This is a genomic window from Blautia marasmi, assembly GCF_900258535.1.
Taxonomy (GTDB): Bacteria; Bacillota; Clostridia; order Lachnospirales; family Lachnospiraceae; genus Blautia; species Blautia hominis.
On sequence record NZ_OIWX01000001.1, the window covers coordinates 634,897 to 660,336 of the forward strand.

At 43.4% G+C, this 25,440-nt stretch carries 22 protein-coding genes and 1 pseudogene; 11 read left to right on the forward strand and 12 right to left on the reverse strand.

Features of this window, described 5'->3' with window-relative positions; all coding sequences use genetic code 11:
* Positions 1 to 8: 8 nt before the first annotated feature.
* The 3 genes from C6P39_RS02690 (at position 9) to C6P39_RS02700 (ending at position 4,363) form a co-directional block, all read left to right on the forward strand.
* The gene (locus tag C6P39_RS02690) at positions 9 to 1,490 is read left to right on the forward strand and encodes an MFS transporter (protein WP_095173460.1); all 1,482 of its coding nucleotides are present in this window, start codon (positions 9 to 11) and stop codon (positions 1,488 to 1,490) included.
* 2 nt (positions 1,491 to 1,492) lie between these two features.
* Positions 1,493 to 3,694, forward strand: a complete 2,202-nt coding sequence (locus tag C6P39_RS02695) for a glycoside hydrolase family 2 protein (RefSeq protein ID WP_104802731.1) — start codon at positions 1,493 to 1,495, stop codon at positions 3,692 to 3,694.
* A gap of 87 nt (positions 3,695 to 3,781) precedes the next feature.
* Positions 3,782 to 4,363, forward strand: a complete 582-nt coding sequence (locus tag C6P39_RS02700) for a TetR/AcrR family transcriptional regulator (RefSeq protein WP_104802732.1) — start codon at positions 3,782 to 3,784, stop codon at positions 4,361 to 4,363.
* 3 nt (positions 4,364 to 4,366) lie between these two features.
* Here the strand turns inward: C6P39_RS02700 and C6P39_RS02705 are convergent, their stop codons facing one another.
* A complete protein-coding gene (locus tag C6P39_RS02705) occupies positions 4,367 to 5,191 on the reverse strand; it encodes an SDR family NAD(P)-dependent oxidoreductase (RefSeq protein ID WP_104802733.1) in 825 nt (274 codons plus the stop codon).
* A 269-nt stretch (positions 5,192 to 5,460) separates the two neighbouring features.
* On the opposite strand from C6P39_RS02705, the gene C6P39_RS02710 reads away from it, so the two are divergent.
* Positions 5,461 to 6,066, forward strand: coding sequence for a TetR/AcrR family transcriptional regulator (locus C6P39_RS02710; RefSeq protein WP_104802734.1), 606 nt, complete (start codon positions 5,461 to 5,463; stop codon positions 6,064 to 6,066).
* 5 nt (positions 6,067 to 6,071) lie between these two features.
* Entirely contained in the window at positions 6,072 to 7,298 is a 1,227-nt protein-coding gene (locus C6P39_RS02715) for a cation:proton antiporter (RefSeq protein WP_104802735.1), read from the forward strand.
* Positions 7,299 to 7,329: 31 nt separating this feature from the next.
* Here C6P39_RS02715 and tnpB read toward each other — a convergent pair whose 3' ends face one another.
* Positions 7,330 to 7,542 (reverse strand): IS66 family insertion sequence element accessory protein TnpB, encoded by a 213-nt coding sequence (tnpB, locus tag C6P39_RS28675; protein ID WP_104802736.1) that lies wholly within the window; start codon positions 7,540 to 7,542, stop codon positions 7,330 to 7,332.
* Between the two features lie 9 nt (positions 7,543 to 7,551).
* Entirely contained in the window at positions 7,552 to 9,267 is a 1,716-nt protein-coding gene (locus C6P39_RS02725) for an AAA family ATPase (RefSeq protein ID WP_104805837.1), read from the reverse strand.
* 158 nt (positions 9,268 to 9,425) lie between these two features.
* On the opposite strand from C6P39_RS02725, the gene C6P39_RS02730 reads away from it, so the two are divergent.
* Positions 9,426 to 10,262: a nucleoside recognition domain-containing protein gene (locus tag C6P39_RS02730; protein WP_330406999.1), complete on the forward strand. Its 837-nt coding sequence runs from the start codon at positions 9,426 to 9,428 to the stop codon at positions 10,260 to 10,262.
* 453 nt (positions 10,263 to 10,715) lie between these two features.
* Here C6P39_RS02730 and C6P39_RS02735 read toward each other — a convergent pair whose 3' ends face one another.
* A complete protein-coding gene (locus tag C6P39_RS02735) occupies positions 10,716 to 11,477 on the reverse strand; it encodes an EFR1 family ferrodoxin (RefSeq protein ID WP_095174329.1) in 762 nt (253 codons plus the stop codon).
* A gap of 190 nt (positions 11,478 to 11,667) precedes the next feature.
* On the opposite strand from C6P39_RS02735, the gene C6P39_RS02740 reads away from it, so the two are divergent.
* Positions 11,668 to 12,504: a metallophosphoesterase gene (locus C6P39_RS02740; protein WP_104802738.1), complete on the forward strand. Its 837-nt coding sequence runs from the start codon at positions 11,668 to 11,670 to the stop codon at positions 12,502 to 12,504.
* 50 nt (positions 12,505 to 12,554) lie between these two features.
* Here C6P39_RS02740 and C6P39_RS02745 read toward each other — a convergent pair whose 3' ends face one another.
* Positions 12,555 to 13,808, reverse strand: coding sequence for an HlyC/CorC family transporter (locus C6P39_RS02745; protein ID WP_104802739.1), 1,254 nt, complete (start codon positions 13,806 to 13,808; stop codon positions 12,555 to 12,557).
* A gap of 456 nt (positions 13,809 to 14,264) precedes the next feature.
* Here C6P39_RS02745 and C6P39_RS02750 point away from each other — a divergent pair, with 456 nt between their 5' ends.
* A complete protein-coding gene (locus tag C6P39_RS02750) occupies positions 14,265 to 14,942 on the forward strand; it encodes a class I SAM-dependent methyltransferase (RefSeq protein WP_104802740.1) in 678 nt (225 codons plus the stop codon).
* 195 nt (positions 14,943 to 15,137) lie between these two features.
* Here the strand turns inward: C6P39_RS02750 and C6P39_RS02755 are convergent, their stop codons facing one another.
* On the reverse strand, positions 15,138 to 15,716 hold the full coding sequence (locus C6P39_RS02755) for a TetR/AcrR family transcriptional regulator (RefSeq protein WP_158661441.1): 579 nt from the start codon (positions 15,714 to 15,716) through the stop codon (positions 15,138 to 15,140).
* Between the two features lie 167 nt (positions 15,717 to 15,883).
* Between C6P39_RS02755 and C6P39_RS02760 the strand changes: the two genes are divergently transcribed.
* Positions 15,884 to 16,486, forward strand: a complete 603-nt coding sequence (locus C6P39_RS02760; RefSeq protein WP_104802742.1) for a GNAT family N-acetyltransferase — start codon at positions 15,884 to 15,886, stop codon at positions 16,484 to 16,486.
* A 65-nt stretch (positions 16,487 to 16,551) separates the two neighbouring features.
* Here the strand turns inward: C6P39_RS02760 and C6P39_RS02765 are convergent.
* Positions 16,552 to 17,943, reverse strand: a pseudogene (locus C6P39_RS02765) (MATE family efflux transporter).
* A gap of 234 nt (positions 17,944 to 18,177) precedes the next feature.
* Here C6P39_RS02765 and C6P39_RS02770 point away from each other — a divergent pair.
* Positions 18,178 to 18,702, forward strand: coding sequence for a PadR family transcriptional regulator (locus C6P39_RS02770; protein WP_104802743.1), 525 nt, complete (start codon positions 18,178 to 18,180; stop codon positions 18,700 to 18,702).
* A gap of 58 nt (positions 18,703 to 18,760) precedes the next feature.
* On the forward strand, positions 18,761 to 19,132 hold the full coding sequence (locus C6P39_RS02775) for an iron chaperone (protein WP_095173445.1): 372 nt from the start codon (positions 18,761 to 18,763) through the stop codon (positions 19,130 to 19,132).
* Between the two features lie 162 nt (positions 19,133 to 19,294).
* Here C6P39_RS02775 and C6P39_RS02780 read toward each other — a convergent pair whose 3' ends face one another.
* The 5 genes from C6P39_RS02780 to C6P39_RS02800 all read right to left on the reverse strand — a co-directional run bounded on the left by C6P39_RS02780 (position 19,295) and on the right by C6P39_RS02800 (position 25,188).
* A complete protein-coding gene (locus C6P39_RS02780) occupies positions 19,295 to 20,998 on the reverse strand; it encodes a glycoside hydrolase family 13 protein (protein WP_242986882.1) in 1,704 nt (567 codons plus the stop codon).
* A gap of 15 nt (positions 20,999 to 21,013) precedes the next feature.
* On the reverse strand, positions 21,014 to 21,835 hold the full coding sequence (locus C6P39_RS02785; protein ID WP_104802744.1) for a carbohydrate ABC transporter permease: 822 nt from the start codon (positions 21,833 to 21,835) through the stop codon (positions 21,014 to 21,016).
* On the reverse strand, positions 21,835 to 22,710 hold the full coding sequence (locus C6P39_RS02790) for a carbohydrate ABC transporter permease (RefSeq protein ID WP_104802745.1): 876 nt from the start codon (positions 22,708 to 22,710) through the stop codon (positions 21,835 to 21,837). The genes C6P39_RS02785 and C6P39_RS02790 overlap by 1 nt, the downstream gene beginning before the upstream one ends.
* Before the next feature lie 13 nt (positions 22,711 to 22,723).
* Complete coding sequence (locus C6P39_RS02795; protein ID WP_158661442.1) at positions 22,724 to 24,025, reverse strand: ABC transporter substrate-binding protein; 1,302 nt, start codon at positions 24,023 to 24,025, stop codon at positions 22,724 to 22,726.
* Between the two features lie 182 nt (positions 24,026 to 24,207).
* Positions 24,208 to 25,188 (reverse strand): LacI family DNA-binding transcriptional regulator, encoded by a 981-nt coding sequence (locus C6P39_RS02800; protein ID WP_104802747.1) that lies wholly within the window; start codon positions 25,186 to 25,188, stop codon positions 24,208 to 24,210.
* Positions 25,189 to 25,440 lie beyond the last annotated feature (252 nt).

A 25,440-nucleotide genomic window follows, 5' to 3' on the forward strand; every position in this document is an offset into this window, starting at 1 on the left:
TATTTATCATGGCAAAAAAACAAAAGCTCTCACAGAGCGAAATTGACGGTGTACAATACCGCCGTGCAAAACTCTGGCAAATTATCCTGTTCGCATGTAATGCCTTTGTCGGCATGAGCGTCTACTCTCTCATCGGACTGGCAAGTTACACAGCCAGTCTTGGTTTTGGTATTGCCACTGCAGTCGTAGGTGTTATCCTCACCTGGACAAGGATTTTAGATGGTATCACTGACCCGATACTCGCGTTTGTCTATGACAGAGTAAACACACGGTTTGGTAAAATCCGTATTCTGCTCATCACAGGTTATATCATCGAAGCTTTGGCTCTCATGGCAATGTTTGTCTGGGGACCCGGAAAAGGTCTTGGTATTATCGGCTTTACTTTATTTTACATAATCTATGTCATTGGTTATACCATCGCCAACATGACAGCCTTGACCATCAATCCATTGATCAGTAATGACCCCAAACAACGCCCGACGATCAGCGTATGGTCAACAGCATTAAACTATGTCATCCCCATGGCCCTCAGTATTGTATTAAATACTGTCCTGCTCCCCAAGTTCGGAGGAGATTATAATCTTGAATTCCTGGGTGCTGCCTGCAAGATATGCCTTGGTCTTGCCGCAATGGGTACTCTTCTTGTATGCATCGGTGTATCGGAATACGACAGACCGGAAAACTTCCGCGGATTAGCAGTTAAGAAGGAACACTTAAAACTCAAAGATATGACTGAGATCTTAAAACATAACCGTCCCCTTCAGTGCTACATCATCTCTTCCGCTTCTGACAAGATTGCACAGCAAACAACCTCCCAGGCCGTTATCGTAACAATGATGAATGGTATCTTGATAGGCAATATGGGACTTGCAACCATTCTCACTGTTATCGGTATGCTGCCTTCTATTCTCTTTGCAGTCGCCGGTGCAAAATATGCCGGAAAGTTCGGAAGCCAGAAAACCATCGTCAATTGGACTCGTATCTGTATCGTGATCAGCGTGGTCATGTGGGGCTTCTTAATTGCGATTGACCCCAGGAAGATTGCCAGTGCAGGTATCTGCATGATTCTCTACGTGGTTCTCACCCTGATGAAAAACGGTGCCAATATGTGTGTAACTACTGCAGGTACCGCTTTTATGTCAGATATCATTGACTATGAACAGGATCGCAGCGGCCGTTATGTTCCGGCAGTCGTTACGGGCATTTACAGTTTTATAGATAAAATTGTATCTTCCTTCTCCGCTTTGATCGCCACAGGCGCTGTTGCAATGATCGGTTATACTTCTACTATGCCCCAGCCAACAGATGCTGCCACCCCGGCTATTTTCTGGACTACAACGATCATCATGTTCGGACTTCCAATCCTTGGCTGGATCTGCACTCTGGCAGCCATGCACTTCTGCCATTTAAGTAAAGAAGATATGGTAGAAGTCCAAAAACGCATCGAAAAGAAGAAAAACGCAGTACCGGCAGAAAGTGAGGAAAAATAAGCATGGCCAGATGTATAACACAGCTAAAAGACAATTGGAATTTTGTAAGATCAGCAAAGGATGCCCTTACCGCTGCAACGCTTCCCGGGGAGTCAGTGACACTTCCCCATACCTGGAACGCCATTGATGGCCAGGACGGAGGAAATGACTACCACAGGGGCACTTGCTATTACATAAAGAAATTGCATAAACCGGAATTAAAACCCGGAGAACAGGCTTATCTGGAATTCCAGGGTGCAGCTATGACTGCCGGCATCTATGTAAACGGCCATCTGCTCACCCACCACGAAGGCGGATATTCCACCTTCCGTGTAAATATCACAGAGGTTTTGTCAGATGAAAATACCATTGTTGCCGCTTTAAATAACGAAGACAACAATACCTGTTATCCGCAGAAAGCAGATTTTACCTTTTACGGCGGACTTTACCGGATGGTAAACCTGATCGTCGTTCCGGAAACCCATTTTGAACTGGACTACTGCGGTACACCCGGAATTAAGGTAACACCCCAAGTGGATTTGGAAAATCACAAAGCTACCGTTACTGTAGAGGCATGGATTTCGGCAGATGACCTGGTAACATTCACTGTGGATGGCCGGTCTCAAACAGTATTATCCGTCGAAAAACATGCACAAACTATATTTATGATTGAAAACGTACACTTATGGGATGGATTAAACGATCCGTATCTCTATACAGCCAGTGCCTCTTTAGAAAGCGGTGATGAAGTAAGTACACGTTTTGGATGCCGAGAGTTCCATATAGACCCTCAGAAGGGTTTCTTTTTAAACGGAAGCTCCTATCCCCTGCGCGGAGTTTCCCGTCATCAGGACTTTAAAGACGTAGGAAATGCCCTTACCATGGAGCATCACAAAAAAGACATGGAAATCATCCTGGAATTGGGTGCAACCACCCTCCGACTGGCGCATTACCAGCACGCACAGGAATTTTATGACCTCTGCGATGAAAATGGGCTGATTCTCTGGGCGGAGATTCCATACATTACCATGCATATGAAAAACGCCCGTGCCAATACGTTGACACAGATGGAAGAATTAGTGGTACAAAACTACAACCACCCCTCTATTATAACCTGGGGATTATCCAACGAAATCACAGCCGCCAGCACCGTAAATGAGGATTTACTGGAAAACCACACACAGCTCCATGACCTGTGCCACAAACTTGATCCCACGAGACCCACAACCATGGCTAATGTATTTATGCTGGAGACGGACAGTCCTATCCTGGAAATCCCGGACATTAACAGTTATAACTTGTATTTTGGCTGGTATCTTGGCGAACTGGAACAAACTGATGAATTTTTTGACGAGTACCATAGAAAATATCCTGACAGAGCAATCGGTTTCTCTGAATATGGTGCAGATGCCAATCCACAATACCAGTCCGCCGCACCGGAGAAAGGTGATTACACAGAAAGCTATCAGGCCCTTTACCACGAACATATGCTGCAAATGATAGAAGCCAGACCCTATCTATGGGCCACACATGTATGGAATCTATTTGATTTTGCTGCTGACGGCCGTGACGAAGGCGGCAAACATGGAGAAAACCAGAAAGGCCTTGTCACCATCGACAGAAAACTGAAAAAAGACGCCTTCTATCTTTATAAAGCGGCATGGAACAGAACCGACAAGTTTGTACACCTGTGCGGCCGCCGCTATGCTGACCGCGTGGAAGAAACCACTGAGATCAAAGTATATTCCAATCAACCGGAGGTCACACTCTTTGTAGATGGAACTGAATTTGCTACTGTCTCAGGCAAAACCATTTTCAAATTCCAGGTACCGATCACAGGTACCCATGCCATTACTGCAAAAGCAGATGCCTGCGAAGACTGTATGACCATAAGGCGCGTTGCAGAAGAAAATCCGGACTATATATTTGTCAAGCGGGCTCCTGTCACAAACTGGTTTGACACAGATGACTTAGATCCTGAATGTTTTTCCATAAACGACCGCCTGGCAGATATCCGTGAAAATCCTCAGGCCGGTGCGCTCATTGACCAGATGATGTCACAGGGTGCTTCTGCGCGCGGTGACGTTGCCGATGCGGTTAAGGATAACCCGGCACTTCAGCGTATGATGGGCCGTATGACTTTGGTCAGTCTTCTGAAACAAAGTGGTGCCGATGACGAAAGCATCAAACAGCTCAACCGCGTTTTACAAGGTATTAAAAAATAACTGATATTTGAAAACCTCCCATCCCGGCAGTTAAGTACATGAGCAGATACTTAATGCCCGGATGGGAATTTTTGAAGGAGGAGATAAATGAAAACCGATGCTCGTGTCCGGTACACCAGGCAAATCATCCAGCACGTATTCATAGATTTATTAAAACAAAAACCACTTAATAAAATAACGGTAAAAGAAATCTGTGAAAAAGCGGAAATCAACCGCAGTACCTTTTATAAGCACTATGAGGACGTCTATCATCTCATGCATAAACTGGAAGAATCCGCTTTGAATCAGTTGGAGTTATTATTGTTTGGATCTGCGCATAACGGAAATATACATGTTCTCACTACATTACTCACCTCTCTTCTGGAATACAAGGACCTGCTCACATCACTTACAGCCAAATCTCCTGACAGTGATTTCCTTAACAGACTCGCTGAACGCTGTTCCCAATATGCAGTATCTCACTTGGCTTCCGGTGATGTGGATCATCTCAGCAATCCGGACAAACAATGCGTATACAGTTATCTAGCCGGAGGTACCACCATGTTAATCAAACATTGGATGAAAACAGGCGCCAAAGAAGCACCTGCCGTCATCGCAGAGAAAATAGATGATCTGAATCAGCTTATACTATCATATGATCACAGCCATTCCGTATCCTCAAATCTCTGATCATCACTCCAGGATCTCCGGATGTCTCCACTGTGAAACATTTTTACCTCCGGCGGACAGCGCCCCGTCAACAGGAATGGCAGCACCGGTAATATAACGTGCCATATCACTTGCCAAAAACAGTGCAAGATACGCGCACTCCTCGGGTTCTCCCATTCGGCCGGAAGGGCAGTCCTTTGCAAAGAAAGCCATTGCCTGCTCCGGCGCATCTCCAAATATACTTGTTTTTGTATATCCCGGGCAGATGGCATTAACCGTAATATTATAATGGGCATAATCAAGTGCAGCTGCTTTCGTCATTCCCACCACTCCAAATTTCGTTGCCGTATACAGAGCCTGACCCCGCTGAGGCATAATTCCCGCGATAGAGGCCACATTGATCAGGAATCCTCCCTGACTGTGGGAACGAAGGATTGCCTCCGCCGCATATTTCATCCCTGCAAAGACTCCTTTACTGTTCAAATCAAAGATATTCTCATAATCCTCCATTTTATACTCATGCAGCGGAGTTCCTCCCTGCCCAATGCCCGCATTATTTACCATTCCATCCAATCTTCCATATTGAGAAACGGCCGTATCAACCAACTTTTTCATCTGTTTTGCATCGCTGCAATCTGTCTGCACAAAAACAGCCTCCCCGCCATTTCCACAGATCGCATCTGCCACCGCCTGCCCCTGTTCCACACTTCTGGCCGCGCAGACGACTTTCATGCCGTTAGCCCCATATACCTCTGCGACTGCTTTTCCAATCCCCCTGCTTGCACCTGTTACAATTACAACCTTTCCTTTTACTGATCTGAATGTGGCTGTCTTATTGGTCTCGTTCATTTCTCTCTCCTTATTCTGTTATAGTGGCTGTTTCCTGTCCTCAACCTCATTTTCATTATATGGAGAGTCTAAGAGTATCTCAATCATCAAAAAATCACCATATGTTATATAATCAACACATGGTGGTGCTTTGGTGAAAAAATAGACAGATGAATTTAAATTGATGCCTTTACAGTCTGTACTCTCATGGGCACATATTTCCCAATCCACTTGCAATAAATGAAATAATACACTATAATAGACTAAACGGTCTATTATTTGAGGTGCTTATGAAGAGAGAAGAACGAACAGCAATAACAATCAATAAGATTATAGAGTTGGGGATTGAAGAATTTGGAACGAAAGGCTATGAAGGGGCATCTTTAAATCGAATTTGCGAACAGGGAATACCAAAGGGATTACTATACCATAATTTCAAAAATAAAGATGCAGTGTATATTGCCTGTGTAGAAAAATGCTATAAGGATTTAACAAATGCACTAAAGGAATTGGGGGAATATGGCAGTTTGCAAAGCTATATGCAGGCTCGATTACATTTTTTTAATCAACATATTAACGAATCAAATATTATTTTTGAAACAATGTTAAAGGAGCCGAAGCATTTGACCAAAGAGATACGAAAAGCTAATTCCTGCTTTCAAGCTTTCAACTATGCTTTTTTTTACAATATTATTTCGCAATACACATTACGAGAAGGTGTTACAAGAGAAGATGCTTTTCTATATTTCTCAGTTATACAAAGAATGTTCAATTCATTTATGGGAAACCTTGGACTTGATACATACACAAATGAGGAAGTAAAAGTATTGCATGAAGAAAAGGTATTGAAGTTTGTTGATCTGATGCTATATGGATTAGTAGAGAGTGAGGATTAGGTGGAATGACAGTAATAATTCATGTCTTAAGATGGATGTTGACGATTGTAATTGCGTTTATATGTGGGAAACTTGTTTCAAAAATAAAATTACCCTCAATACTAGGGTGGTTGGTTGCAGGAATGCTTTTAGGGCCATTTGCGTGTAATCTTCTTCCACAAGAACTTCTGGATACAAATGTTTATAAGGGGATCATTCACGTTTTGGAGTGTACGGTTGGTTTATTGATCGGTACTGAACTTGTTTGGAGAAAGATAAAAAGCTGTGGGAAAGCATTGCTTGTCACTACGCTGACACAATCGCTCGGAACATTTATTGTTGTTTCAATTTCATTTTGTATTGTATTTGCATCTTGTGGGATTCCACTGTACTTAGCTTTTGTTTTTGGTGGTATTGCACTTGCAACTGCACCAGCACCGGCATTGTCCATTGTACAGGAATTTAAGACAGATGGATCTGTGACGAGAACACTAATTCCAATGGCAGCGTTAGATGATATTGTGGGAGTTATTGTGTTTTTTACAACTATAACGATTGTTGCACGTCATCTGTCAGGTGGTGGATTACCGATATACATGATTCCTGTGATGATAGTATTACCACTTCTAATAGGGGGTTTGTTTGGAATACCAACAGGATTTGTATTAAGGAAGATACAGTTGAAAAGTGGAATTGTTATTACACTCGTAATTGGCATTTTGTTGACTTCGATTGTGGGAAATTTGTGTAACACATATTTGATGCCAATACCACTCTTAAACTTTATGCTTATGGGTATGGCTTTTTCTGGAGCTTTTTCTAATTTGGTTTCGGAGGAAAAACTTGTTGAAATAATAAATGATTTTCAAGTAATACAAGCCTTTGCAATGGTCGTTGTTATTATCAATTTGGGGGCACCATTGGATCTTCACGCTATATTGGGTGCAGGATTTTTTACCGTAGTGTATATCATCATGCGTGCAGTGGGTAAGTATTTCGGTGCGAGGGCAGGAGCAAAATTGACGAACATGCCAATGACAGTTCAGAAATATTTAGGATTTACTTTATTGCCGCATTCGGGCGTTTCGTTAGTGTTTACAGGGATTGCGGCATCCATGCTCAGCACTGCGGATACGCAGAGTGCTGCCGTTGTAACCGGAACAATCGCAGCAGCAGCGATAATCAATGAGATCATTGCGGTGATTATGGCAAAAAAAGGATTTGAGTGGGCAGGGGAGTTGAATGAGAAATAAAAGTTTCCATACAAAACTTAAACAAGCATGTTCAAGACAAGCGAGGTTGGAAGCGTGAGTTCTCTAACCGTTTATACAGGAGGACGCATCCATCTCCTTCCCAATAGAGTGCTTTCAGCCGGTTGGCCTTGCGTCCGCAGAACAGAAACAAGCTGTTTGAGAATGGATCCAGCTTACAGCGGTTGGGGCTTGCATCCCGGAAATGGGCCTGATAAATCTGTTCAAAATCCACGTTCCACCACACTTTTTATCATCACATATGGTTTTCTATGACAACTCTGCACTGCTTTTTATAACATGCAATTCCATATTTTAATATCCGCTTCATTCCCTCGTCACGCAATTGATCCTCATATTGCATGCTCCGTATCTGTTTCAGGGCCTGTTGGCATTCCGCCTCCAAATCACCACTATCAGAATATTTTACTTCAATAATAATACCTAACTCCTCATTATCAATTTCTATGGTGATATCACTGTATCCGTCACCTGATTCCCTGTTTGAAAATATCCCCCAGGATTCCTTAAACCCAAGAAGACCTAACAGAATGCCATGATAAAAGTTTTCTTTCATTTTCTTTTTCACAAAGGTGTCTCTGATACTGATAGTCTTTCGCAAATACTCCCCAAACAATCTCTCAACACCTTTTGCATCTCCCGATTTTAACGCCTCACAAAATGCATTTAAAGTCTCACCATCATGCTCAACAGTTTCCTTAAAATACTCCATGATCTGTCTGGTAAATATCTTTCTGATCTCCATGTTCGGGATAGCCAGACTAAAAACATCCCCGTCCGGTTTTCCCCGCTGTGTCAGGTAGCCGGTTGTAAACAAAACACTCCAGATATTGTCAACGGACTGATACATATCATGGTAAGTCAACTCCTGATGGATTTCCTTTCTAATCTCTTCTCCTGCGACCAAGCGTTCTATTTCACGTTTTACCGTACCATTATCTGACTTTTCGATAAAATGTTTTACCGCATCATTTCCACTTGTATTTGCCCAGTAGTTTTGCGGCATGGCGTCTTTGTCCGTTCGCCGTGTATCACAATAGTTGATCACATCCCAAGGGCAATATACCTCTATATTCCCAAACTGATATCCATCATACCATTCTTTCATCGTATGATAGACTTCTGAAAGCCGGTAATACTCCAGAAGTTTTTTCACATCAGCATCTGTGAACCCAAAATATTCGTCAAATCTCACATCCGAGATGGACAAAACTTTCAAATTATTCAGACCGGTAAAGATACTTTCCTTTGATATGCGCATACATCCTGTCAGCACTGCCAAATATAAACTTTTGTTTGTTTTCAATGCCTGCTCAAAGAGGTTACGAAGTAAAAGAACCATCTGCTCATAATATTGATTATCAAACGCCTTTGCCAATGGCACATCATATTCATCTATCAAAACAATAACCGCTTGTCCATAATGTTTTTCCAGAAGCATGGTAAGGGTTTTAAGACTCTCCATTAATACTGAATCCGACATCCGAAAAATTTGTGCATATTTAGAGTCAATCATGATGAGCTGACTGTACATCATCTTCTCTTCGCTGGATAACCTTTTACTGTCCAGCAAGAAACGAAACCGCAATGCTTCTTTTCCTATTACAGAGCACATCATGGAACGCGCGGTTTCAAAGCTGTCACCGCTTACTCCTTTGAGTGATATGGAAACAACGGGAAATTTACCCATATATTTATCACATAGTTCCTTTTCATCAGCTATTTCCAGACCCTCAAAAAGATCCTGTTTCCCTCCTATTTCAAAAAAACATTTCAGCATACTCATATTCAGGGATTTACCAAATCTTCTGGGTCTGGTGAAAAGGTTGACTTCCCCCCAATTATAAATAAGTTCTTTGATAAGCCCAGTTTTATCAATATAGTAAAACCCTTCCTCCCGAATCTTTTCAAATTCCTCTATTCCTATGGGAAGTTTTTTCTTCATTTCCATACCGTCCACACACCCCTTCTGTTCACCGCTTATTATTTATTTTAAGTATACACAAAAAAACACCAAATCACAACTCAGATTCCATACCTTTGCTTTTTCTCACTGCAGTTTGTCCAATTTTCCTGCTATTTTTATCCTGATATCAACCAGCCATGTGCATGGGATTTGGATGCAACGCGGCCGGAGTCACCGGATGCCGTATCATTGACTCTCCCAGGGAACGTCTCATTGCCATCCTGACCAACAGTTTTGTACCCTGCAACGGACGCTTTCCCACTATTTTAGCTGTCCTCACCATGTTCTTTGCTGTGGGAACCGGATTCTTCACGTCCCTTTCCCTTGCTGTTTTGCTGGCAGCGGTCATTTTACTTGGAATATTCATGACCTTTTTTTCTTCCTGGCTGCTGTCTAAAACCGTATTGAAAGGAGTTCCTTCTTCCTTTACCCTGGAGCTCCCCCCTTACCGGCGGCCCCAGTTCTTCCGTGTTCTGGTACGCTCGGTGCTTGACCGCACACTCCATGTGTTATGGCGCGCACTGATTGCCGCAGCCCCTGCCGGTCTTATCATCTGGGTTTTAGCAAATATAAAAGCCGGGGATACCACGCTGCTGCTGCATCTGGCTGGTTTTCTCGATCCTGCAGGAAAGCTGATGGGTCTGGACGGGATTATTCTGCTTGCCTTTATCCTGGGGCTTCCGGCCAATGAGATCGTGGTTCCCATTATGATCATGGCTTATACCGCCCAGGGTACTTTAAGTGACGCGGGAAGTCTTACCGGGCTTCATGCGCTGCTGGTACAAAATGGCTGGACTTGTTTCACGGCAGTTTCCATGCTGCTTTTCACTCTCATGCACTGGCCCTGTGCCACTACTCTTTTAACTGTAAAAAAAGAAACCCACAGCCTGAAGTGGACGTTTCTCGCCTTTCTTCTTCCTACAGCTATGGGATTTCTGTTTTGTTTTCTATTTAATTGTGCGGTGCGGCTGTTCTTCTGAACAGCCGTACCGGAATCTGCCCTGTCCGAGTAATTGCCTGTCACCTATCATATAGTCAATCCCATAGGTTTCCGGTGGCTGTGACAGCACTTCTTCCCCGGGAATTTTACTATGATCATACTACTGGACAAATCCAATCGGGTTTTGGTTATCCTCCACAATAAAATGATGTATGAAATCATATTCCTTATCTCTGCCCTTCATTTCAGCCACCCATTCATCCGCATCACCAAACCACATAGAAACATAGTCTTACTGCATCCATGTTCTTACTAATTCAATATCATCTTCCTGCAATACACGTAATAAATACATATTCATCTCCTTTGATCTGCATCTTTTTATCTTGTAAACTGCCATAGACCAATGTCCTCAAACACCATATCAGGGTCTATGTGATTTATTCCATTGTCTAATCCTTATTCTATAACGCAATCCCCGGAAACCCATTTTTTATAAATATTTTTCTACCGAACTTTGCTCATACACCCGTTTTCCTAAAAGCGTAATGGCCTGCACAGGGCAGCGATTGACACAGCGGTAACACATTGTACATTTCGCATGCGGCAATGCCTTTTGCTCCCGGATCGTAATGTTTTCCATAGGACAGAGGGACATACATTTTCCGCATCCGATACATTTTCCGGGATCGATCTTAAGCCTGCTGCTATATTTTTGGGTTTTTGTATAAAACCAGAGCCTCTGCCCCAACAATCCGGCCGCATGGCTGCCAAGTCCCAGTCCTTCCCGGACAGGTTTCCCCGCTTTGAGACTTTCCGCGGCATCTTTTAATTTTTTATCCGCATCCTGTATGATCTTCCGGTTCTGTTCAGAAGTCCTCTTCAATGCCTTCTCGTCACTGATACAATCCGGCATTTTCACATGCAGCCCTCCCAGAATTTCGGCATGGCAGCGTCTCATAAGTCTTGCCCCACACCCTGCACCATCTCCGCTGAACAGCCCCATGGTGGCAATTATGTATATTTTTTTACCGGCAAATAAGCTGCTGTTTTTTGTAATAAAGTCTCTCACGATCTTGGGCAGATTACTGTAATATACCGGATAACCAAACAAAATTTCCGTTGCGTCGCAAAGGGCTGTTACGGCCCGTTCCTCCTCCACTGGAAAAACATCAATTGTATCTCCGTAATATTGTAAAAATCGTTCCACACAAAATTTCGTATTTCCTGTTCCGCTAAAGTATATTCCAATCATCGGCTCAACCTTTCTTATGGATGAATAAAAAATATGCCAGTCAATAGGCAGCAAATTTTGCCACAGATACACACCTTGCAATTCTCTTGCATTTCCTTTATAGTTGTAACGAAACACTTCGTTCAAAAAATCCGGCTGTAAGCTGCACAGATGCAGGTAGTTACCGCCGGAGTAATAGAAGGAGACTGTCTTGAAGAACTTATTCAAATACATAATCAAACCATTTTTATTTCTCATCCTGATACTGTGCATACTTCTTATCTATGCGCATTTCGTGGAGCCCAACCTGTTAGTAAAAACAACCTACACTGTACAGGCCCCTTCCGATGTAAAAGAATGTAAAATCGTCTATTTTTCAGATACTCACTTGGGGAATCTGTATGATCAGGAACACCTCTCGCGGATCGTTGAAAAGATCAATTCACAGAACCCCGATATTGTTGTGTTCGGTGGTGATTTACTGGATAACTATGCCCGTGACCAAGAAATCCTGGATTTGGACTTTATAAAATCAAAGCTGAAAGCGATCAGCCCTGATTCCCAAAAATATGCAGTATATGGAAACCATGACTATGGCGGCGGTGCCAGCCGTGTCTACTCTGACCTTATGGAAAACGGGGGCTTTACCCTCTTAAACAATACCAGCTTGTATTTGGAAGAATTCAACATCCGAATGACTGGTTTTGACGATTACCTTTTAGGCAATACAGACCCGGAACTCTATCAGAGCCGGGAGGATGCATTTACGGTCCTGCTTTCCCATGAACCGGATGTTGCCCAGTTAATTTCCATGCCCCAGGCGGGCCTTATGCTTTCCGGGCACTCCCACGGCGGGCAGGTCACACTTCCCTTTCTTACGCAGTACAGCCTGCCCACCGGTGCTACCAAATATATCAAAGGGCACTATCCGGATTGTGGGGTATCTGAAAACCTTTCCCTCTATGTGAGCAAGGGAATTGGTATGACCGTGCTGCCTTTTCGGTTCCTCAATCCACCGGAAATCATGGTGCTTCAAATCCGGAACTAATAGCCCTCCTGCCGCAGTCACCGCCCCTGTTTATCTGTACCACAGGTATTTTATCCTTCTGCGGCAGGATCGGGTATTATGGTGATCCGCACCTTTTCTACCCGTTTTCCTGCCATTTTCATCACCTGCACTTCCAGGTTCTCGCAGGTAAAACTGCTGCCCTCCATTGGCACCTGTCCCATCTGGTCCATGACCCAGCCGCTTACTGTGAGTACCTCAAATTCTTCTTCTTTTCCCAGCATCTCAAATACTTTTTCAATATTGGCACTTCCCATGACCAGATATTCTGTCTCTGCTATTTTTTCAATTTCCTCTATTACCTTGTCGTGTTCATCCCAGATTTCCCCTACCAATTCCTCTAAAATATCCTCCAGGGTAACGATGCCGATGGTTCCTCCGAATTCATCCAGCACCACTGCAATATGGGATTTCTTCTGCTGCAGTTCTTTAAGCAGTGCCCCCACCTGCTTCCCTTTTGAGATAAACAGGGCCGGGCGGATAATGGCCTGGATATCCTTATCTGTATTCGCTATGTAATTGTGGAAATCTTTCTGGTAGATAATTCCGATGATGTTATCAATAGATGTCTCATACACCGGCAGTCTGGAATAACCGGTCCGTACAAACACCTCCGCAATCTCCTCTTTCCCGGCATCCGCGGATATCCCTGTGACGTCTATCCGGGGAGTCAGTATATCCGCTGCCTCCAGCTCTGAAAATTCGATGGCACTCCGGATCAAGGTACCCTCCTGCTCATCAATGCCGCCCTCCTGCTCTGCCTCCTCCACGATAGTCAGAAGTTCTTCCTCCGTGATAGACGGGTCATTGGATGTTTTGAACACAAGGGAGAGCAGTTTTTTCCACTGCTTAAACAAAAAATTAGCAGGCGTCAGCAGAACGACAAAAATATTCAGGATAGGCGCAGAAAACATGGCAAACTTTTCCGGAGATTCCTTAGCTATACTCTTAGGAGACACCTCGCCGAATATGAGCACCACAATGGTTGTTACCACCGTGGAAACACTGGCCCCTGCCTCATCACCCAGCATTTTCACAAATATGACCGTCGCCAGGGACGCGGATGCAATGTTCACAATATTGTTTCCGATGAGTATGGTTGACAGCAGGCTGTCATAGCTCTCTGAAAGACGCATTACCAGCGCTGCCCTTTTGTTTCCTTTCTCTGCCATATTTTTTACCCGGATTCGGTTCAGGGATGAGAAGGCGGTCTCGGTAGCCGAAAAATAAGCTGACATGATAATACAGAACACAATAATAATCAAAGATAAACTATCATTTTCCATCATAAAAATCCTTTCTGATTTCAATATACAATATTTATACCCGTATACAAAAGAAGAAATATCCTTACATGGCAGCCTCCTTTTCGGAGGAGCCCCTGCCAATCCTAACAAAACAAAAAGGCACAGCCACATCCCATTTCCAGGGCGCAGCTATGCCTTGTTCTATTCTCATATGCTTTCGCTTCTTACAACTGTGGTACGGGGCAGCGTCACTATCCGCGTTGTCCTTCATAAATTCCTCCGATGATCATACATAAAATTTTAATCGTATTATACTAGATGTTTCCGGCAAATGCAAGCTGTTTTTCACTTGAGAATCCGCGGTTTCCAGCTAAATATATAAAGCGTGAATTATTGATTGACAGTGTCACGTTTCACAGTATAGTATTATAGCATTAAAGTATTCCATTCCTAAAAAACATTTGATCAGCCGCACAAAAAAGGAGGTAATCTTCTATGAACGGAAACTATTATGATGAGAATTTAAACGCACAAAAACTTTACAAGGTTTACCAGACGAAATATCCCAGAGTAAAACAATATTTAGAATCGGAAATTTCATTTGTAAGAAATCATTTGCAGGGTACAGAGCGTATTTTGGAAATAGGGGCCGGATACGGAAGGATCATGAAAGAATTGGCGTCGAACTGTAAGACGATCATTGGGATTGATATCTCAAAAGACAATGCAGCTTTTGGCAATGAATATTTAAGCGATGTGCCCAATGCGCAATTATTGGTTATGGATGCTCATGATCTTAACTTCCGGGAGCCATTTGACGTTATTTTATGTCTGCAAAACGGACTGTCTGCCATAAACGCACAGCCAATGGCGTTTATTAAAAAATGTATGGATCTCCTTACAACGGACGGTAAAGTATTTGTCAGCAGCTATAGTCCCAAATTCTGGGATCACCGTGTTGCCTGGTTCCGGGAACAGTCGGAAAAGGGTTTGTTAGGTGAAATTGACATGGAGAGAACCCGGGATGGGGAAATTATATGCAAGGATGGCTTTCGTTCCTCTGCGCTCTCTCCAGAAGAGATGGATCGAATCGGAAAATCCACAGGTTATGCATATTATGTGACAGAGACCGACCAGTCCAGTATTTTCCTGGTCATATCCAAAGCTGGATAAGGCTGGAAAATATCCGCAGTAACCAAGGGGCCTCCCCTCATGCCCTTATAATATTATTCAGCCGGTCCAATTTCCGGTAATGTATGATCGCAGCACAGAAATCCTGCCGGAACACCGCATGGAAAGAGCTGCGCAGCAATTTTGCGCAGCTCTTTAACACTTGCTTTGATCCGGAAATAAAATGCGGCTCGCTCTTCATGACAGGGTCATATATGAATCAACATCTGCATCCAATCCAGCAACCAGTTTTTTTAATTCTTCTAATGGCATAGAATACCCACTGTTCACCCAGTGTTTCATCATTGCGATAATACCGTGCACCCGATAATAGGCAAAATATTCTAGTTTCTCAGGGACCTCTGTGATATCACTCTCTTCCACCCACGCATTCATACACGCAGCTACTAAATAATCCATCAGATTCTGCAAAAGGGGAGAATCTAATGTTTCATTGGGATTGAGGAATAGTACTTTTGTCAACGTTGGATTATCCTGCATATAGTCCAATAACGCATTGTAAAATGACTGATAGGACGTCAGTGATGGGTCCTCAAAGATGAAGGTCAATTTTTCAAAAATATCATGTTCAAAATCACGATACAGATCATAAATATCCTCATAATGACTATAAAAGGTTGCACGATGGATATCAGCCAAATCCGTTAATTCTTTAATTGTAATATCATGAAGAGCCTTTTCTTCTAACAGATAAGAAAAAGCTTTTTTTATTGCAGTCCTGGTTTTTACGGATCGGCGGTCTGTTTTTCTTTCCATAAATAATCTCCTGAAATTTTTATAAATAAGCGACACATAATATGGATGCTGTTGTCTGAACGACATTTAGGGGAAAATTGCAGATAGTAATTCCACATTAGTTCATTATACTTTAAAGAAAGAAAACAGGCAACAGATGTGGTTTAAACCAATAGAAAGGATGTCCCATGGAATTCAAAACATTAAAGAAGAAAGATTATAAAAAAGCCATTCAGTATGCAGTGGTTGGAATGCATTTTAACTGGTATATGAATAACCCCTCCCTTCTTAAACTGTATGGAAGATATTTTCTGTATCTGGAGCTAAATCGGGCAACACAGGTGATTGCGGCTTATGAAGGCGATGAACTTGCAGGGGTTCTTCTGGCAGAAATGTTCGGGGAAAAACCTTGCTGCAAATCCATCGGAAAACAAATTTATGCCGGGGTATTTCATTGGTTACAACATATATTTGTGAAAGGGGGCGTGGACTGTTATGACAAAGCAAATGAAAATATGCGCAATGAATATCTGCAAAACCACACCCCGGACGGAGAACTGATCTTCTTAGCCGCAAATCCCCGCATCAAAAGGAAAGGTACCGGAAGCCTTCTGCTGGCGGAACTGGAAAAAAGAGAGGCGGGAAAAGTCATCTATCTTTATACAGACAATGCCTGTACCTACCAATTTTATGAACATCGTGGATTTGCACGTTTCGCGGAAAGAAACATTGTATTGAATCTAAACAAAACGGTTCCTTTAACATGTTATTTTTACACCAAACAGCTTTGATGACAGGGGACTGCAGCCAGCCGCCCCCTATGGTCATATAGTAAGATACAAACAAACTGCCTAAATCAGATGGATTTGGTACATTCTGTTTTTACAGCACATGTTTGTATTTTCCACCCCTGCAATTCTTTATGCAGCCCCACTGCCATAAACGCCGTGATGACAGCCGAAAGTACATCCGCCGCCGGCTGTGCATAAAGAATGCCATTCAGCCCCATAACCCGCGGAAGCAGTAATATGACCGGGACAAAACATATTCCCTGCCTGCAGGCTCCCAGGATACATCCCTCTTTTGCCCTGCCCATCACAAGAAAAAGGAAGGAATATACCGTATAGAAACCAAAAAGCATAAAGGAAAGACCGTTTGCCCGCAGCGCTGCTGCGCCGATGCGTATCATCTCCGTATCCCCTTTTGTAAACAGTGACATCAACTGCGCCGGAAATACCGCAGCTGCCAAGCCAAATATTACACAAAATACCGTTGACCAGAGGACAGACGTTTTGATCGCTTCATTCAGACGGTCAAATTTCTTTGCCCCGTAGCTGAATCCTGCAATTGGCTGAAACCCTTTCAGGAATCCGAATACGATCAAAGTCCCCATAGACATGATCTTCGTAAGCGGGCCCATAGCAGCAAGGGCGGAACCTCCGTAATCCTTAGCCGCATTGTTGATCATACCAATAGAAAGACTGGTCAAAATCTGGAATAACAGGGTGGGAATCCCTATTTTCAAAATTTCACACATGATCTCTCGGGAAAAACAACATTCCCTGATACGAAAATTGAATACACTTTTTTTTCGGAAGATATAGCATAAATAAACTATAGTTGACACAATTTGCGATATAGCTGTGGCAATGGCCGCGCCGGCCACCCCAAGATCCAGTGTGTAAATAAAGATGGGATCTAATACCACGTTTAATAAGGCACCGGACATTAACGCGCACATAGCGGTTTTGGCTGCCCCCTCACTGGACACAATGTTATTCATGGTGACATTAAATACATTGAAGATCGAAAATGTGATATAAATGCCGGTATAAGTGACTGCATACGGCATAACGCTTTCAAGTGCGCCTGTGACTCTCAGGATAGGTTTCAGAAAAATGACACAGCCAAGTATAACGGCTGCACCGATCAAAACACTGCAGTATAAAGCGGTACTTGCCACTTTATTAGCAGTTTTTTTGTCACCGCTACCCAGAAGCCGGGACAGATAGGCAGCGGCACCATTTCCAAATAGAAGGCCCAGCCCTACCACAACCTGTCCAAGGGGAAAGGCTACGGTAATCGCCCCCATCTGCTCCGTTCACAAACCTCCCACAAAATAAGAATCCACCAGATTGTATAGTGCATTGATCAACATGCCCATCATAGTCGGAAGCCCCAGGGCTAAAAGGGCTTTGGGTATGGGGGCACTTCCCAGGAGCTCCATTTTTGTGTTACGTCCATTCATAATTAACTCTCCTCTCACTTCTCAATAGTTATAAAGCACATTACTATAAATTATAGCATATTAGTTATATTACTATAATTTATAGTATATGTCAAGAAAAAGATTGCGTACCTTCTCCACCTCCCCATTCATTCACTTGACACCAATTAGAAAATACAATAATATAATTTATAGTATTTAAGCATGTTTATACACGACTGTATCTTATAAGAGCAGGGTAAAAGGAGGATAACTATGGCAGCCATAGATTTAATCGTATTGGGAATACTCAAAAAAGAATCGTTAAGTGCCTATGATATTCAAAAATTAGTAGAATACCGGAACTTATCCAAATGGGTAAAGATCAGCACTCCGTCAATCTATAAAAAAGTAATCCAACTGGAAGAAAAAGGGTTTATAAAAAGCAGCCGAGTCAAAGAAGGGAAGATGCCGGATAAAGCTGTGTATTCCCTGACGGAAGATGGAAATAAAGAGTTCGAGAAGCTTATGCTGGAGATTTCGACAAAACCGATCCATTTTTTTCTGGACTTTAACGCTGTCATTGTAAATCTGCCCAGCCTTTCCCCCGAAAAGCAAAAACAATGCCTGGGGGATATCGAATGTAACATAAAGACTTTAAAAACATATTTGGAAGAAAATATGGCTATGAAAGAAAACGATTCCGGTATTCCCGAAACAGGCATGGCTGTTCTTAAACAACAGCTTATCCTGGCAAACGCTATAGAAACGTGGATTGCATCCCTGAAACAAAGTGAATAGTTTTTATATCTTTCGGAAACAGCTATGAATACGAAAATGATCAAATATGGAGCACATCATGGAAACTTTTGAAAAATACCTGTCAACCATTAAAAACGAAGAACACCGCTCTCGTATGAGAGAGGTCCTGGAATGGATCAATAACCGTTTCCCGGATATGCAGCCTAAAATTGCATGGAACCAGCCTATGTTCACAGACCATGGAACCTTTATCATTGGCTTCAGTGCGTCAAAACAGCATTTTTCCGTTGCACCGGAACAAAAAGGAATTGAAATGTTTTCATCTGAAATCAAAAAATCGGGTTATAGCTATAGTTCCAATATTTTTCGCATACGCTGGGATGAGCCTGTTAATTATTCCCTGCTTGAACAGATCATTCGGTACAACAGAACAGACAAAGCAGATTGTTCCTCCTTCTGGAGGAAATGATCGTCATACGTTAATAAATGTCTATGGTCAATTTCCCCAAATCCCATAGGCCCCCAGGTAAAGGCAGCCGGACGCCCGAACAACCTGTGTTTGTCTATCCGTAACATACCCAAAAGGACAGGGGAATTTATCCCTGTCCTTATGGAGTAACCTTCCGGAATCTTACCTATCCTTATAAAACGCAATACATTCATAAGGTCTCAAACAATACCTATTGTTTACCGGGCAGCGCCCCGTATAATTTCCGGCTATCTTTTCTGCATATCCTTCAGGGATCGTTATCTCTGCATTCTGATCTTGAAAATTATGGAACGTCAGGATCCCCAAATCGTCCGACACACGTTCATAAGCAATGACATTATCGTTCTCTGTATCATAAGGAACAAATTTCCCATGGACCAAAATATGGCTGTACGGGCTGTCCTGCCTGAGGCGGATGAGTTCCCTGTAGAAATTCAATACGGAGTTTTTGTCATCTTCTTCCTGTTCCGCATTGATGGCTGTATAGTTTTTATTTACCTTTATCCATGTCTTATCTGCATCGGAAAACCCTGCATTCCTACTCTGATTCCACTGCATCGGTGTCCGGCTGTTGTCGCGGCTTCTTTTCACCACTATGTCAAATGCTTCCGTTTCACTCAGCCCTGCTTTCAGTGCTCTTGCATACTGGCCATGTGTGGCGAGATCATCATAATCCTCCATGGATTCCATCCTTATATTTTCCATGCCAATCTCCTGTCCCTGATAAATGAACGGTGTCCCCCGCAAAAACAGAAACAGCGACGCCAGCATGGTCTTACTGTAATAATGAATGTCTTCATCCGGCAGATACTTATTCACGGAACGGTTCTGGTCGTGATTTTCCAGATACACGGCACCCCACCCCATATTCTGTACATGTTCCTGGCTTTTAAATATTTTCTCCCTCAGTTCCTTTATTGTGAAATGTCTCGGTTTGAACCATTCCCCGGTATCCGGTACATCAATATCCGTATAGCTGAAATCAAATACCATGGAGAAAAACCCATCTTCACCGATAAACCGATCCAACAGGGCCGGCGGAACATTTGCTTCCGCAACTGTCATACTATTATGGGGCTTAAATGTCTTCTCATTGAGTTCTCTCAGGAAATCCTCTATGCCCGGCTGATTCAGAATCCAATCACCGATATACCGAAGCCCATCCTCACCATCCGGCGGAAATATCCCATATTCCATTTTCTTCTTTATATTACAGATTGCATCTATCCGGAACCCGCCAAGTCCCTTATCCAGCCAGTAATTGATCATTTTATAGATCTCTTCCCTGAGTTCTTCATTTTCCCAGTTCAGATCCGGCTGTTTTTTTGAAAAAGCATGGAGATAAAATCGGCTGCTGTCCCCTACCCGCTCCCAGGCGGAGCCTCCAAAATAGGAGCGCCAGTTGTTGGGCGGATTTCCGTCTTCCGTTTCCCGGAAAATATAATAGTCTGCATATTTACTCTCCGGGTGGTTCAGCGCCTCCTGAAACCATGCATGTTCATCTGATGTATGGTTCACCACCAAATCCATCAGTACCTTCATTCCCATCTCATCTGCTTTTTCAATCAGTGCATCCATATCCCCATCGGTGCCGAACATGGGGTGGATATGGTAATAATCAGAAATATCATACCCCCCGTCATCCATGGGTGAGCAGTATACCGGGCAGAGCCAGAGGACATTCACACCCAGTTCTTTCAGATACGGCAATTTTTGTATGATCCCCGGCAGATCCCCTATCCCGTCTCCGTTGGTGTCACGAAAGCTTTTGGGGTAGATCTGATAAACCACCGCGTCCTTCCACCAGCCCTTTTTCATCATTCCTGTCATTGTATTCTTATTCATAATTTCCTCCATGGCTCACCCCTTGACTGCTCCCTGGGCTACACCTTCAATAATGTTCTTCTGCATAAATATGTAAACGACCAATATGGGCAGCATAGTCAGGATCAGACCTGCCAGTACAAGTGCATAGTCTGTAAAATACTGACCTGTAAACATATATGTCATCAAAGGCAGCGTCTTCCTGCTGTTATCTGAGAGAATAATAAACGGTGCAAGGAAATCATTCCAAGTTCCCAAAAAGTTTAAAATAAAGATAGTAGATGCAATGGGCTTCAATAACGGCAGGATGATCCTCACAAAGATTCCAACCTGTGTACATCCGTCTATCTTTGCTGCCTCCTCAAGTTCATACGGAATGGACTTCATAAAACCATGGAACATGAAAACCGCCATGGATACATTGGCCCCGACATAGAAGATGATCATGGTGAGCCTGCTGTTCATAATGCCAAGGCTGCTGAAATTCTTAACCAGAGGGATCATGATAGACTGGAACGGAATGATCATGGACACTACCATGGCCATAAATACGATCCTGTTGATGGTCCAGTCTTTTCTGGCAAACAGATAGGCGCACATGGCGGCAGCAATAATGGTAAGCACAACACTTGCCAGTGTGATCAATAGAGAATTTCCAAAAGTCTGCACATAGTTCATCTTATGGAACGCATCCACGATCGCAGAAAAATCAAGTGACTTTGGCAGCGCCAATGCATTGTCCACAATCTCTTTGTTGCTCTTAAATGCATTGACTAAAACAATATAAAACGGAATGAGGAACAGAAGAAAAATCCCGGTTGTCACCACATAATATAAACCTTTCTTTGCCTTTTTCATTATGCTTCAACCTCCTTTTTCTTTGTAACGGTTACCTGGATCACGGTTATGACAGCCACGATCAGAAACAGGATAAGAGCTTCTGCCTGTCCAATACCAAAGTCATTGTATTTAAATGCTTTGTTATATACATGCATGGATGCCATAATAGTAGATTTATACGGACCGCCTGCCGTCAGTGTCAGGTTCACGTCATACACCATAAATGCCGCCTTGATCGACAGAAAGCTGCAGATCGTAATAGATGGCATGATCAGCGGAAGGATGATCTTACGGATCGCGTAGAATCCGGATGCCCCGTCAAGGGATGCCGCCTCGCAAACATCTTTCGGAACCGCTATGATGCCCGCCATATAAATGATCATCAGATACCCTGCCATCTGCCACACTGCCACTATGATCATTGCCAGCATTGCTGTATTCGGATCACTCAGCCAGTTGCCTGCAAACGTCCCGAAAAGCGGTATCTGGCCCAACTGTACCAGTGCCTCCGAAAAGATAAATTTCCATACAATACCAAGAACCACACCGCCAATCAGGTTCGGGATGAAGAATCCGGTCCTGTAAACACCCTGCCCTCTATATCCTTTGGTCAGCAGATATGCAAGTAAAAATGCCAGGATATTGACTGCCAGTACAACTCCGATGGCATATTTGAAGGTCCTGACCAGTGATTCCCAGAAATTCACATCGTGGAACGCTTTCACATAATTGGAAAGACCCACCACATTAAAATGCTCTGATATACCATTCCAATCCGTAAAGGACATAAATACACCATTTACAAACGCCCAGCCTATCACAAAGACAAATGCCAGGATCGCAGGTCCCGCGAATCCCAAAAACAGCAATACCTGATTCCTCTTCTTTTTCATTTCCGATCTCCTCCTATTTTGCACGCCAGTAGGCTTCATATGCTTCTGCCACTTCTTCTCTGCTGATCTGGCCGTCCAGATACCGCTGAAGCGCTGCCCCTGTGTCCACATAATGGTCTGCCGTATTTGCCATGTATGCAACCTTTGTCCTTCCCTTCTCCTGATAGTTCAGGATACTGGAGGCAATGCCGTTCTCCACCTCTACGGCTGCATTGTCATAAGCCGGAATGCCCTTTGCGTCATTTACTACGAACTCCCATCCACGTTCTGTCTGGGTAATATATTCAATCAGTTCCCTGCCTGACTGCTGCTGTTCTTCTGTCGCGCCGTTAAAAACAGTCAGGTACATGGGTACCAGCGTTGCGATCCTGTTGTTTGGATAAGAATCATCCTCGCCTACAGGCAGAGGGATCATGCCATATTCCCCCTCCGGGTCCAGCGATTCAAGGGCTGTAGAACCCCAATTCCCCTGGAACCAGAAAGCCGCCTTCCCTTCTGTTAAGATCCTGGCCTGCTTGGTGGTATCTCCGTCGTTGGCATACAGAAGCGGATTGTCTGCATGGTAATTATATTCCTTCAGCAGGTCGATGGTATCCATAACCTCTTGAAACACTTCATTCGATGCCAAATCTTCCTCGCCGCGTTTCAGCTTATCCACAAATGCAGCCTGCTCCTGTGGATCTTCAGATTGTCCAGTGTAGATATCTGTGGCAAGATGTGTAGACAATGACCAATCCTGGGCGCCTAAGACAATGGGTGCGATCCCCGCTTTCTCTATTTCTTCAAAAACCATTCTCAAATCCTCACGTGTATGGATAGAATCCGGGTCGAAAGATTCACCAAGCACATCATCTAATACGGCTCTGTTATAGATCAGTCCCATTCCCTCAATTCGATAGGGAACTCCATAGACGGCTTCGCCATCCCTGGCTGCGTCGATCGTCCCAGCACTTGCATATTCTACTGCACTTAAATCGGACAGATCCGCCAGCCGGTCCTTTGCCCGCAGCAGATCTCCCGTCTCCAGTCCCATAACCGTGGGCGTGTTTCCTGAGTTAAACATTACCGTGATCATGCTTGAAGTGTCCGCCGGCATAGGCACCACTTCCACCTCTGTCGTCTTACTCTGTGCATTGAAATCTGCTGCCAGGGCGTCAATTTTTTCTGATAGGTCACCACCGCCTAAATAAGCCCTGATCTTTACTTTCCCGTCCTTCGTCTTTACCGCATCCTCCTTGCTCCCGCATGCTGTCATTGTACACATTACCATTAAACTGATCAGGATACTTAATACTCTTTTCCCTCTGGTCTTCATATGTCTCCTCCTTTGTGAAACATGTTTCATTCCGGCGATAAATTTTGGATGCCGCCGCATCCTTTTTCTTTTCTTGAAACATGTTTCATTTGTTGCTTTTATCATACACCCACATATAGACTCTGTCAATATCAAATTTATACTTTTTCACCTTATCTCCGCATACCGTCCCAAAGCTTCCCCTACTTGGTTGTCTCCCCGTCTTTTCTGACAACATCTATCAGATACTTCCTCTTTGTGAGCTTCTGTCCGGCCATCAGTTTCAGCAAAATCTCCACAGTTTTATCTCCAATTTTATCGGCTGACTGTATGATGGAGGTCACATTTACCAGATTAACATCCGCCACATACGTCCCATCGTAGGAGACCAGCGCAAAATCATCCGGGATCTTTTTTCCCAGCTTAAGGGCTGCTTTTAAGAATGCCGCTGCCTGGATATCGGCTGCCATCACTCCATCAACCTGCGGATATTTTTCTAATATCGTCTTCGCGATCTCAAGATAGCCTGAAAAATCAAACTCATTCCATTTTATTTCGATAAAACGGTTTTCGATCCCTGCTGCATTTAAAGCATGCGCCAACGCCGTATGACATTTATAAGATTCCACTTTAGATAATTCCCGGTCACCTATATGGATCACATACCTGCATTGGCTTTCCATAAACTTTTCCGCTGCAAGCCTACCGCCTTTTTCGTGGTCTGATACCACAATGGGCAGTTTTTTTCCTGCATCATAATCCAGCATGATCATAGGCTTGTCAAATTGTTGATACTCATTATCTTCAAGATCTGATACCCCCATAATGACTCCGTCCACAATATTTGTCTTTAAAATATTGATATATTCACGCTCCCGCTCAATCTGGCCGTCCGTACTGCAAAGCATTAATTTATAGCCTTTTTCATACAATTTTGATTCAATGCAGTGGGCCAGATTTGAGAAATAGGGATGCCTGATGCTTGGTATCAGCATCGCTACGGTACCCGATTTTTGCCTGAACATCCCCCTGGCAAGTTCATTTGGGATATAATTCAGTTCTTTCATCGCGTCTTCGATTTTCTGTCTTGTCTCAGGAGCAACATTTGCTGTCCCGTTCATTACGCGGGACACGGTACATGCTGCAACATTTGCTTTTTTCGCCACATCTCTGATACTGGCCAAGTCTGTCACTCTCCTTTATTTCCGCAAAAGCAGTCACCAATCAGACATGCCTGCTATATGAATGAAATATGTTTCATTCATATGATAACATACTTGCTATAAAGTGTAAAATCATTTCTTTCTTCCTATGTATCCAAAAAGCACAGACAGATCTTTGTGATCTGCTGTACTTTTTTGTAATTGAAAAGAAACACAGAAGCACAGAAGTTTTTACCGACCGGTAATTTGAAACGGCCTGGATCCGGTTAAATC